The 12583-nt window shown below is 58.3% G+C and carries 10 protein-coding genes; 8 read left to right on the forward strand and 2 right to left on the reverse strand.

Features of this window, described 5'->3' with window-relative positions:
* Window positions 1-91: 91 nt before the first annotated feature.
* On the reverse strand, window positions 92-1339 hold the full coding sequence (locus tag ACL2XF_RS17445; RefSeq protein ID WP_410012283.1) for an FAD-dependent monooxygenase: 1248 nt from the start codon (window positions 1337-1339) through the stop codon (window positions 92-94).
* 353 nt (window positions 1340-1692) lie between these two features.
* Window positions 1693-2340, reverse strand: coding sequence for an L-fuculose-phosphate aldolase (locus tag ACL2XF_RS17450; RefSeq protein WP_413722028.1), 648 nt, complete (start codon window positions 2338-2340; stop codon window positions 1693-1695).
* Between the two features lie 626 nt (window positions 2341-2966).
* On the opposite strand from ACL2XF_RS17450, the gene ACL2XF_RS17455 reads away from it, so the two are divergent.
* The 8 genes from ACL2XF_RS17455 to ACL2XF_RS17490 all read left to right on the forward strand — a co-directional run bounded on the left by ACL2XF_RS17455 (window position 2967) and on the right by ACL2XF_RS17490 (window position 12524).
* Window positions 2967-4466 carry a sugar ABC transporter ATP-binding protein gene (locus ACL2XF_RS17455; RefSeq protein WP_410012287.1) on the forward strand — a complete coding sequence of 500 codons (1500 nt, stop codon included), beginning with the start codon at window positions 2967-2969 and terminating at the stop codon, window positions 4464-4466.
* 3 nt (window positions 4467-4469) lie between these two features.
* On the forward strand, window positions 4470-5450 hold the full coding sequence (locus tag ACL2XF_RS17460) for an ABC transporter permease (protein WP_413722027.1): 981 nt from the start codon (window positions 4470-4472) through the stop codon (window positions 5448-5450).
* A gap of 53 nt (window positions 5451-5503) precedes the next feature.
* Complete coding sequence (locus ACL2XF_RS17465) at window positions 5504-6463, forward strand: ABC transporter substrate-binding protein (protein WP_413727235.1); 960 nt, start codon at window positions 5504-5506, stop codon at window positions 6461-6463.
* A gap of 63 nt (window positions 6464-6526) precedes the next feature.
* The gene (gene fucI, locus ACL2XF_RS17470) at window positions 6527-8287 is read left to right on the forward strand and encodes an L-fucose isomerase (RefSeq protein ID WP_413728828.1); all 1761 of its coding nucleotides are present in this window, start codon (window positions 6527-6529) and stop codon (window positions 8285-8287) included.
* Window positions 8288-8365: 78 nt separating this feature from the next.
* On the forward strand, window positions 8366-9841 hold the full coding sequence (gene fucK, locus ACL2XF_RS17475; protein ID WP_413722025.1) for an L-fuculokinase: 1476 nt from the start codon (window positions 8366-8368) through the stop codon (window positions 9839-9841).
* Window positions 9835-10263, forward strand: coding sequence for an L-fucose mutarotase (gene fucU, locus ACL2XF_RS17480; protein ID WP_410012292.1), 429 nt, complete (start codon window positions 9835-9837; stop codon window positions 10261-10263). Before fucK ends, fucU begins: the two co-directional genes overlap by 7 nt.
* Window positions 10264-10353: 90 nt before the next feature.
* Window positions 10354-11076 (forward strand): L-fucose operon activator, encoded by a 723-nt coding sequence (fucR, locus tag ACL2XF_RS17485; protein ID WP_413727236.1) that lies wholly within the window; start codon window positions 10354-10356, stop codon window positions 11074-11076.
* A 194-nt stretch (window positions 11077-11270) separates the two neighbouring features.
* The gene (locus ACL2XF_RS17490) at window positions 11271-12524 is read left to right on the forward strand and encodes a DegT/DnrJ/EryC1/StrS family aminotransferase (protein ID WP_413727238.1); all 1254 of its coding nucleotides are present in this window, start codon (window positions 11271-11273) and stop codon (window positions 12522-12524) included.
* Window positions 12525-12583: the final 59 nt, after the last annotated feature.

A 12583-nucleotide genomic window follows, 5' to 3' on the forward strand; every position in this document is an offset into this window, starting at 1 on the left:
CCGGCCAATGCCGCCGCCGGCGGGTAACACGTCAACCGGGGCAGGCGACGGCGCCGGACCCCGCTGACCGGAGGGCGCCGGCGACATCCCCCTATCCCATAACAGAACGCGTGGCGGTCGCCGGCGCATCGGGCGGCGTGGCCGCGGGCGGGCTGAAGGCGGTGGCATCGTAGGCGAAGACCCAGTGAGCTTCCAGGCCGGACGCATGGGGATTCATCAGGGCCTTGACCTTGTAGCTGAAATCACGCCGGAACTGCTGCCACGGCGAGGACAAATGATACAGCCGGCCCCGCTCGCGCGCCGAAAGCTGGACCCGGCTGGTGCGCGGCAGCCGTTCCGCCTCGTATAACCGCAGCGCCCGGGGGATATCGCCGGCATTGGCCGCCAGGACGCTGGCCAGCACATATCCGTCCTCCATGGCCATGGCGGCGCCCTGGGCCAGGAACGGCAGCATGGGATGCGCCGCGTCGCCCAGCAGCGTGATATGCCCCAGCGACCAGCGCGGCATCGGATCCCGATCGAACAAGCCCCATTTCAGCACGTTTCGCGCGCAGGACAGAATGCGCAGCAGCTCGGGATGCCAGCCGCTGAACGTGCGCAACAGCTCGTCGCGATTACTGGGCAAATGCCAGGATGACTCCATCCAGTCGGCGGCTTCGCTGACCGCGACGATGTTCAACACCCGGCCGCCGCAGATGGTATAGGTCACGACATGTCCGTTGGGGCCAAGCCAGACGGCGGAAACCGGGCTGATAAAATCGGCGTGTTCGCCCAGGGTAATGGCGGCGCGCCAGCAGATATGGCCGGTAAAACGCGGCGCTTCGTCGCCAAACAGCGCGCCGCGCACCACCGAATGAACGCCGTCGGCGCCAACGATGACATCGGCCTCGTACTCCGCGCCGTTATCAAAGCGGGCGACCGCCGTCCCCTCATGGTTAAGCACCGAGACGCAGCGCGCGTTGTGGGTAATCAACCGCGCGTCGATAAGGCCGACCAGCATGGCCAGCAAATCGGCCCGGTGCAGGTGATAAAACTCCGCGCCAAACAGCTGCGGGCAGGCACTGGATAATGGCGTGCGAAACTTCTCCCGCCCGGTACGCCAGTTGCGCCCGACAATCGCCAGCGGCAGGTAGCCCAACCGCTGGAGTTCGCCGCCCAGGCCAAGGGCCTTTAACACTTTTACCGCGTTGGGCGTCATCTGCACCCCCGCGCCCACTTCTCTAAATGCCGCTGTACGCTCAAACAGATGTGCTTCCATGCCCCGTTGCTGCAATGATGCGGTCAATGCAGCGCCACCGATGCCTCCGCCGATGACGCCTATACGAAGCTTACGATTCATTCAGTTAACCTTTGGTGAATAAACGTTTAATGAAATAGTGCTACACACCTTTTGTCGGAACCCGCCCAGGGTTCGCCGGGGACCCGGCGGGCGGGCGCAGCACATGTCGGGAGGCTTGGGGTTAAACGGCCGTCTCGGCATAGGGCGTGCTTATGTCAGTCTTGTTCACCACGGCGGGCGACGCAATGGCAGCGACGTTATAGACATATTGCTTATTATTTTATGAATAACGGCTAGCCGTATACGCTACCCTGAAGACGTTATGGCTGGCGGCCGCGCGGCGCCTCCCGGCGTCCGGCACCCCCTGCGGCCACGGAAATTAACGCCGGCGCGGCGCCGGCGTTAAGGCCCGGTTATTGCTCCACACGCAGGCCGTAGGTTTTGAATTTTTCCACCACGCGCGCAATTTCATCGTTGGACAATACCGGCACCGGATCGATAATCGGCAGGAGTTTTAAGTACAGCGCGGCCAGCACCTCCACCTCATGGGCCAGCCACAGCGCCTTGGCCAGATTATCTTCCGCGGCGATAAGCCCATGATGCTGTAACAGGATGGCCTTACGGTGTTTGATCGCCGCAGCCACATGTTCGGACAAGGCCCGGCTGCCGAAGGTGGCGTAAGGCGCGCAGGGAATATCGCTGCCGCCGGCGGCGGCAATCATATAGTGGATCGCCGGAATCGGCCGGTTGAGGATCGACACGCCGGTACAGTTGACCGCATGGTTATGGACCACGGCGTTGGCGTCCGGCCGGGCCTGGTATACCGCCTGGTGGAAGCGCCATTCGCTGGAGGGGATCTTGTCCGTTTCGCCATGTCCCTGGCCGTCGACAAAGACAATGTGCTGCTCCGTCAGCTGCTCATAAGGGATACCGGACGGTGTAATCAGCATTCCGCCCTGGTAGCGGACGCTGACATTGCCGGCGGTACCCTGGTTCAATCCTAAACGCGTCATCTCCAGACACGTGGCGATAATCTCGTGCGCAAGCGTCGTTCTTGCCATGATTGCTCCTCAAGTTAATAAGTGCCATTTTTCCGCGTAATAATTAACTGAACGACTTACCCTGCCGTCGACGAGCATTATAATTGTGATAACATCGACATTATTTTAATGGTCATACGCTTTTCATCGTGCTGAAGTTAAATAGAAATGTCCGTTTAAACGCAGGACCGGCGTAAACGGTCAACCTGCTTTGTCTATTGTTAATAAGTGCCCGTTTTTTTACTAAACCTCTAATACGGTCATTTATCCGCCGCTATTTTTTTCGTGGCAGAAGAAAAATCATTTAACCGTCGTTTTTTTTAGTGATTAACTTCACAATTTATTTACATAACAGGCCTTACCTCTCCCCCGCCGTAGGTTTTTATCCGTATCTGCCTTAGATTTTTTCCAGCGGCAGGCTTTTACGGCAAACACGTTCATTACCCCGCGCCGTAACGTCCCCGCCCGAGAAGAAGGGATAAACCGTCAATAAAATTGTTTTTTATCAGTGTATTAATCTGACTGGCCCGATCGCCATCACAAAAGGGGGATAAATACTTTGTTTATCCGGGGAACATGTCTTAAATAGCTAACTCGAGTTAGCTAAAACATTGAAACACCCAGAACCCGTTTTGTCCGGAGGCAACATGTCCGCAGCGTTGTTAACCATGAAGCATGTCACAAAACGATTCCCCGGGGTATTGGCCCTGGATAACGTTAACTTCGATTTAAACCGCGGGGAGGTTCATGCGCTGCTGGGTGAAAACGGCGCGGGCAAATCCACGCTGATGAAAATATTATCCGGTGTTTATTCTTGCGACGAGGGCCGGATAGAACTCGACGGCCGGCCGGTGACGATTACCAGCCCCATCCAGGCGGGGGCGTTGGGCATTGCCATTATTCACCAGGAATTCAATTTATTTCCTGATTTAACCGTGGAAGAAAATATTTATATCGGCCGGGAATTTCATCAACGCGCGCCATGGATCCTGGATGACGTCGCCCAGCGCCAGGCGGTCATGAATATCCTGCAGATGCTGAACCTGACCATCGATCCGGCCAGGCGCATCCGTGAATTGACCGTGGCGCAGCAGCAGATGGTGGAAATCGCTAAGGCGCTCTCGGTCAACGCCAAAATCCTGATCATGGACGAACCTACCGCGGCCCTGACCGAAAGTGAAATCGACAGTCTGTTCAAGGTGATCGAACTGCTTAAGTCGCAGGGGGTCGCCATCGTTTATATCTCCCACCGGCTGGAGGAACTGGCGCTTATCGCCGATCGGGCCACGGTCATGCGCGACGGTAAATATATCGCCACCGTCGATTACACCATGGTGCGCATCGAACAGCTGATCGCCATGATGGTGGGACGCGAGCTGGGCGATATCTACCCCGCCCGGGCCGCCATTCCCGGCGACGACGTGGTGCTCGACGTCCATAATCTCGGCCGTAAGGGCGTACTGCACGATATTACCTTTGCGCTGCGCAAAGGCGAGATCCTCGGCATCGCCGGCCTGATGGGCGCCGGACGAACCGAGGTGGCGCGGGCGCTGTTTGGCGCCGATCCCATGGACCACGGGGAAATACGCCTGTCCGGACATCGCGTCAAAATAAGCAGCGTGCACGGCGCCATCGCCCTGGGCATCGGCTATCTGACCGAAGATCGCAAAAAAGACGGGCTGGCGCTGGGCCTGTCGGTCGGCACCAATATTATGCTCAGCAGTTACCGGCACTATGCCAACGGCTTAGGGATTATCGACGACAAAAGGTGTCACGCCGAAAGCGAGCGCCTGCGCCGCCAGCTGCGTATTAAAACGCCTGACCTGGAACAACTGGCGGTAAATTTAAGCGGCGGCAACCAGCAGAAAATTATTATCGCCAAATGGCTATGCAAGAATTCGGAAATATTGATTTTTGATGAACCGACACGCGGCATTGACGTCGGCGCCAAGCTCGAAATATACGATTTGATGAACCGTCTGACGGCGGAAGGTAAATCAATCATTATGATTTCGTCTGAATTACCGGAGATCTTGGGCATGTGCGACAGGATATTGGTAATGCGGCAGGGGCGTATTACCGCCGAGCTGTCGGCCGCGCAGGCCACCCAGGAAAATATAATGAAATATGCAACGCTTGAGGGGTAAATCATGATTGGCATAACCAAATATTTACAGAACGGCTCCAATAAAAAAATAAGCAATAAAGCGTTGCTGATGCGTTTTGCTCCGCTGCTCAGCCTGATTCTGCTGATGATATTTTTCAGCCTCGGTTCGCCGTTTTTCCTGAACACCGAAAACCTGATGACCATCGCCCTGCAAACCTCGGTAATAGGCATCATGGCCATTGGCGTAACCTACGTCATTATTACCTCCGGCATCGACCTGTCGCTGGGGTCGGTGGTGGCGTTTTCCGGCGTGGCCATCGGCCTGGGGGCCGCGGCCGGACTGCCGCTGGCGCTGTGTATCCTCTGCGGGGCGCTGGGCGGCGCGTTGTGCGGTTATATCAACGGTTTTCTGGTGGCCCGGGCGGCCATTCCCCCCTTTATCGCCACGCTCGGCCTGATGATGTCGGTGCGCGGCATCAATATGGTGCTGACCGACGGCCGCGCCATTTATTTTTCGCAATATCCCGGTTTTAAAACCCTGGCCCAGGGCAAGCTGTTCGATTTCCTGCCCTATCCGGTTATCTACCTGATCGTACTGGCGGCCATTGCCGCCTATATCCTGAAAAGAACCGTTATCGGCCGGTATATCTACGCCGTCGGCAGCAATGAGGACGCCGCCCATTTATCGGGAATCAAGGTGCGGAACGTCAAACTGTTCGTTTATCTGTTCTGCGGCATATTGACCGGCATCGCGGGAGTGGTGCTGGCATCACGGCTGAATTCCGGACAACCGACGGTGGGCGTGGGGTATGAGCTTGAGGCCATCGCCGCGGTGGTGATCGGCGGCACCAGCCTGATGGGCGGCATCGGTACCATCGGCGGCACTATTATCGGCGCCTTTATCATGAGCGTGCTGAAAAACGGACTGAATTTAATGGGCGTGTCGCAATTCTGGCAAATGGTTGCGATGGGCATTGTCGTGGTTGCGGCGGTGTATCTGGATACGCTGCGCAAAAAGATCTGATTCACCGACGTTCCTGTTATCTGGACAGTAAAAATATCACTTTGGAGGTTGTCATGATGAAATTAATCAGGTTGTGCGGCATCGCGCTGTTCACGCTATGCGGCGCGGGCGGCGCTGATGCCGCCACCGGCGATATCTCTATTCCGGTGGTGAGCAAAGGCTACCAGCATGAATTTTTCCAAACGGTAAAACTGGGTTCGGAGGCGGCGGCAAAAGAATTAGGCATAAAAACCAGTTTTGTCGGCCCGTCCGATGAAACGCAAATCGCCGAACAAATCCAGCTGATGGAAAATACCATCACGCGCCAGCCCAGCGGTATTCTGCTCGCGGCACTGGATGCCAACGCCCTGGTGCCGTTGGTGGAAATGGCGCACAGCAAAAAAATCGCTGTCGCCACCTTCGACTCCGGCGTCAACTCCGATATCCCGGTAAGCTTTGTCGCCACCAATAACGTCAAGGCCGGCTCCGCGGCGGCGGACGCCCTGGCGAAAGAGGTGGGAGGCAAAGGCAAGGTCGGCATTATCGCCCATGTGGCGGGCACCACCTCGGCGATAGAGCGTACCGAGGGTTTTACCAAGACCATCAAGGAAAAATATCCCGCCATTACCCTGCTGCCGGTGCAGTACAGCGACGGCGACCCGCAGAAAGCCATGGATAAAACCATCGATATGGTACAGGCCAATCCCGACCTGGCGGGCATCTATGCCACCAACGAGGGGTCGACGCTGGGCGTCGCCAACGCCATTGACAGCCTGAGGCTGGCCGGCAAGGTCAAGGTGATCGGTTTCGACAGTACCGAGGCCATTATCGGTTTCCTGAAATCCAATACCCTGCAGGGTTTTATCGTCCAGGACGCCTACCAGATCGGCTACCAGGGCATCAAGACCCTCGACAGCTTCCTGAAGGGACAGAAGGTGGCCAAGGTCATCGATATCCCGGTGAAATTCGTTACCCAAACCAATCTTAACGATCCGGCTATCCAGAAATTGCTCTATCCGTTCGGCAAAAAATAACCGTCAACGTCACAAGGAATTGCCATGAACAAGACAACAGCTTCCCCACAGCGGCATGACGATATGCCGGCCATCGGCATTCGCCCGGTTATTGACGGCCGTCGCCTGGGCATCCGCGAATCGCTGGAAGAACAAACGCTGTCAATGGCGCGCGCCACCGCCGACCTGCTAACCGCGTCCCTGCGCTACCCCAACGGCGAGCCAGTGGCGTGCGTCATCGCCGATACCTGCATTGCCGGGATGGCGGAATCCGCCGCCTGCGAGCGCAAATTCAGCGGCCGCAACATCGGCCTGACCATTACCGTAACGCCGTGCTGGTGCTACGGCAGCGAAACCATCGACATGGACCCCTTCCGGCCGAAAGCCATCTGGGGGTTTAACGGCACCGAGCGCCCCGGCGCGGTGTATCTTGCCGCCGCGCTGGCCGGCCATAACCAGAAAGGACTGCCGGCGTTCGCCATCTATGGCCGCGACGTGCAGGACGGCGGGGACGGCGCCATTCCCGACGACGTGCGGGAAAAGCTCCTGCGCTTCGCCCGCGCGGGCATTGCCGCGGCATCCCTGCGCGGTAAAAGCTATCTGTCCATCGGCGGCGTCGCCATGGGCATCGCCGGTTCCATTGTCGATCATGACTTTTTTGAATCCTGGCTGGGCATGAAGGTGCAGGCGGTGGATATGACCGAGCTGCGCCGCCGCATGGATCAGGGCATTTATGACGAGGAAGAACTGGCGCTGGCGCTGGCCTGGGCGGACAAGGCCTTTCGTTTCGGCCCGGACAAGAATGCGCAGCGGTACCGCCGCGATGCCGCGCAAAGCCGCGGCGTATTGCGCGACAGCCTGCTGATGGCGATCTGTATCCGCGACATGATGCAGGGCAGCGCTAAGGTGGCGGCCAAGGGCTTTATCGAGGAGTCTTTGGGCTATAACGCCATTGCCGCCGGCTTCCAGGGGCAGCGGCATTGGACCGATCAGTACCCCAACGGCGACACCGCCGAGGCATTGCTCAACAGCGCGTTCGACTGGAACGGGGTACGCGAGCCGATGGTGGTGGCGACGGAAAACGATAGCCTGAACGCCGCCGCCATGCTGTTCGGCCGCGCCCTGACCGGCACCGCGCAGATTTTTGCCGATGTGCGCACCTACTGGTCGCCGCAGGCGGTGGAACGGGTTACCGGCCACCGGCTTGAAGGCCGGGCCGCGGCGGGCATTATCCATCTGATCAACTCCGGATCGGCGGCGCTTGACGGCACCTGCCGCCAGACCGATGACGCGGGCAACCCCACCATCAAACCGCATTGGGAGATAACCGAACAGGACGCCCAGGCGTGCCTGGCGGCCACCGCGTGGTGCCCGGCCATTCATGAGTATTTTCGCGGCGGCGGCTATTCGTCATGCTTTTTAAGCCGGGGCGGCGTGCCGTTCACCATGACGCGCGTCAATATCATCCGCGGCGTCGGACCGGTGCTGCAAATCGCCGAGGGCTGGAGCGTCGATTTGCCCGCCGGGGTCCACGATACGCTGAACCAACGCACCGACGCCACCTGGCCGACCACCTGGTTCGCCCCCCGGCTGACCGGGCAAGGACCGTTTCGCGACGTCTACTCGGTGATGGCCAACTGGGGCGCCAATCACGGGGTGCTCAGCGTGGGCCACGTCGGCGCGGATTTTATTACCCTGGCGGCGATGCTGCGCATCCCGGTTTGCATGCATAACGTGGCGCCGGAAGACATCTACCGGCCCTCCGCCTGGGCCGCCCACGGCATGGATCCGGAAGGACAGGATTACCGCGCCTGCGCCAACTACGGCGCGTTATATAAAAAATAATCCCGGCGGCGCGCGGCCGGATCCCGGCGCTATCGCGGGATTGCCGGCCCCGCCCCTTGACGCGAGTGGGGAGACGGTATGAAGCAAGATGTGGTTATCGTACTGGACTGCGGCGCCACCAATATCCGGGCGATCGCCATGGCCCCGGACGGCCGGACGGTCGCCAAGGCGGTTATGCCGAACGCCAGCCTGCCGGCGGCGGAGAACCCCGACTGGCAAACCTGGTCGCTGGACAGCATTATGGACGGCTTCAGCCAGTGCTCCCGCCGCCTGGCGGCCGAACTGGCGTCATGCCGGGTGCGCGGCCTGGCCGTGACCACCTTTGGCGTCGACGGTGCGCTGGTGGACGCGCAAGGCGCCTTGCTGTATCCGGTTATCAGTTGGAAGTGTCCGCGCACCGCGCCGGTGATGGCCGATATCGCCCGCTATATCAGCCCGGCGGAATTACAGGCGATATCGGGCGTCGGCCAGTTCAGTTTTAATACCCTGTATAAACTTATCTGGCTGAAACAGCATCATCCCGCATTGCTGGCGAAGGCCCGCGCCTGGCTGTTTATCTCGTCGCTTATCAACCACCGTCTGACCGGCGCGTTCACCACCGATCGCACCATGGCCGGCACCAGCCAACTGCTGGATGTCGGGCGCGAATGCTTTAGCGCGCGGATACTGGCGGCCGTCGGCCTGGACGCCGCGCTGTTTCCACCGCTGGTGAACGCCGGCGATATCATCGGCGCGCTGCTGCCCGCCGCCGCCGCCAGGCTTGGGCTGCCGCCGGGCCTGCCTGTGATCGCCGCCGGGCATGACACGCAGTTTGCCCTGTTCGGGTCGGGGGCCGGGCTGGACCAGCCGGTGCTGTCCTCCGGCACCTGGGAAATACTGATGGTACGCAGCCGGCGGGTGGACACCGGCATACTGCCGCGTATCGCCGGGTCCACCTGCGAGCTGGACAGCTGCGCCGGCCTGTTTAATCCCGGCCTGCAATGGCTGGCCTCCGGCGTACTGGAGTGGGTGCGCGAGCTTTGCTGGTCGGCAACGCCGGCCAGCAAAGTCTATCAGGCGATGATTCGCGAGGCGCGCGAGGTGCCGCCGGGGGCGGACGGCGTCAGGATGAGCGGTTCCCTGCTGGCGGCGGGGGCGGGACTGGCAAGCTGGCAGGGACTTGCGCTGGCGGCGCGGCGCGGCCATATTTATCGCGCCGCGCTGGAAGGACTGGCCGTGACCCTGCGCGATAATCTGGCATTATTAGCGCAAATAGGACATTTCACCGTCAGTGAACTGACGCTGGTGGGCGGCGGCGGTCGCAATGCCCTGTGGAACCAAATCAAGGCCGACCTGCTGCAGGTGCCGATCAAAGTGATGGACGAGGCGGAAACCACGGTATTGGGCGCCTCGATGTTTATCTGGAGCGGCATCGGTTATGTTCCGTCGCCGGAAGATGCCCGCGCCCTGGTCGGCTATCGCTATCAATGGTTCAGGCCCGGCGGCGACTATGCCGATATTAAGTGGCCCCCGACCGGGCTCCCATCCCCTCGAACTGGAGTGCATGTATGTTAAAACTGATATCCCCGCTTATCTCGCCGTCGCTGCTAAAAACGCTGGCCGAAATGGGCCATGGCGACGAGATTGTTTTCGCCGATGCGCATTTTCCGGGGCATTCCCTCGGCCCGCAGGTGCTGCGCGCCGACGGGCTGGACATCGGCCCGCTGCTGGCGGCGGTGATCCCGCTGTTCCAGCTGGACAGCTATGCGCCGCCGCTGGTGATGATGATGCCCGGCGCAGGGGATGAACTGGACCCGGCGGTGGAAAACCGCTACCTGCAGGCCTTGTTTGGCGCGGGCGAACGCCTGCCGGTGACACGCATCGACCGGTTTGCTTTTTACGAGCGCGCCCGGCGGGCGTTCGCCATCGTCATGACCGGCGAGCGGGCAAAATACGGTAATATCTTATTAAAAAAAGGGGTAACGCCCATATTTTGACCGTCCGTTGCCGTATCTTATGCCGACAACCGCTTTCACACCCTGGCCTGGGGCGCCGGAAGCGGGACATCGGGTAAGCGGGAGGGCAAGATGAAATCAACGCGGCAGCAAGATATCCTGGCGTTAATATCCCAACAGGAGGTCCTGAAGGTGGATGAACTGGCGGCGTGGTTCGACGTCAGCAAGGAAACCATCCGCCGGGATTTCAACAGCCTGCAGGACCAGGGCCTGATCATCCGTCAACATGGCCGGGCCAAAGGCATTGCGCGCGGCAAACCCGACAGCGGCGACTCGTTTAATGCCCGCGTCAAAAGCCATTTAAACAGCAAGGCTGATATCGCCGGCCAGGCCCTGACCTGGGTTGACGAGGATATGGTGATTGCCCTGGATGCCAGCACCACGTGCTGGTACCTGGCCAAAAAGCTGCCGGACATCCCCCTAACCGTGTTTACCAATAGCGTCCGGGTGTGCAGCGAGCTGGAAAAGAAATCCCATATTACGCTGGTCAACTCCGGCGGCACGTTGCAGCGTAAATATGCCTGTTACGTCAATCCAGCGCTGTTTTCCATCGTCAGGCACCTTGATATCGACCTGTTTATTTTTTCATGCGAAGGCATTGATAATGACAATATCATGTGGGATTCGAACGCGATCAACGCCGATTACAAGACCTTGATGCTCAACAAGGCCACGCAGTCGCTGTTGCTGATGGACAAAAGCAAGCTCGGGCGCAGGAGCACGGTGAAAATCGGACCGCTGGCCCAGGTGGCGCGGGTCATTTCCGATACGGAGTACCGAAAGCCGCCAACGTGATGCGCCCGCCGCTATGGCCGGGGAAACGAAAAGCGGCGCATGGATATTAAAAACATAATATTTATTGCAAATAATTAAGTATATTAATGCTAAATCATTGAGCGAAAAATAACGTTAAAATTTTAACTTTATGATGATTTTTTTACATTAATGGCATAAGTTATTCTCCCGGCCATCAAGGAAGAATAAGCTATATGCTTAACATTATCGATATTAATCATCACGCACTTGAATTATTAAAGACTGGAAAATCCAACGCACGGGCAACCCATTTACCTATGGAAAGCGACGGCTTAATCAGTATTATTAATAACGAAGCCAAATACGACAGCGGCGCCCCTATTCCATTCCTCCCCTTCACCCGGCTTAATTCGGACAAAGAGCGGGCGGCGTGCCTGGAAGAAATGGAAAAAGTGGTGGCGTCAGGCCAGTTCACCAGCGGCGACTTTATCACCCGGCTGGAAAAACGGCTGGCGGCGTCTTACCGGGCGACGGCATGCATCGCCACCAGCAGCGGGACGGACGCGCTGAAAATTGCGCTGAAGGCCATCGGCGTCGGTGCGGGCGACGAAGTCATCGTGCCGCCCAACTCTTTCGCGGCCACGGAAAACGCCATATTTTCCATCGGGGCAAAGCCGGTCTACGCCAACATCGACGCCAGTTTCAATCTCAATCCAACCGAGATCCCGCGGCTGGTCACCCCGCGCACCAAGGCCATCCTGGCCGTTTGCCTGTACGGCTCCGTCAGAAATATGAGCGCCATATCCCAAGAGGCCAGGCATCATGAGCTGCGCGTCATCATTGACGCGGCCCAGTGTTTCGGCATACCGGATATCATCAACTACGGCGATGTGGTGACGCTGAGTTTTAACCCGTTTAAAAACATCGGCGGATTCGGCAAGGCGGGCGCGTTGCTGACCTGTTCCTCGGCCATCGCCAAACGCGCCCGGCAATTTTCCTATCATGGCTTTTGCGAGGGTAAAAAAAACGTCAAAGCGCAGAACTGGGGGTTTAACAGCCGGATGGATAATATCCAGGCGGCGACGTTATTAGCCAAATTAACTTTTTTTGCCCTGAATGCGTTAAAACGATCTTACCTGGCTTATCGTTATATTAATAAGCTCGCTCTCCTGGAACATCGCGGATTTATTACGCTGCCCATCGAACAAACGGCCAACACCTGGCATTTATTCCCCATCCGGGTCAACGCGGGCAAGCGGGACGAGTTGATACGTTTTGCCAAAATAATGAATATCGAATTTGATATCTATTATCCCATATTAGGGTATGACGGGGCCAACGAGTTTGCCTTAACCTACCAGGATAAAATAAGTTTCGCTACCAGCCGCAGCATTCATGCCACGGTGCTCCATATTCCACTGCACAATCATATGTCCCTGGCAGAGCAGGACCGGATCGTCGGCGTTATCAACCAATTTTTCCAGTGAGCGCGCGCGTGATGCCGGGACAAGCGTGGCCAATTACCCGCTTGTTGGGCTAGTATTGT

The sequence above is a fragment of the Sodalis sp. RH19 genome (genome assembly GCF_047324215.1).
Taxonomy (GTDB): domain Bacteria; phylum Pseudomonadota; class Gammaproteobacteria; order Enterobacterales; family Enterobacteriaceae; genus Acerihabitans.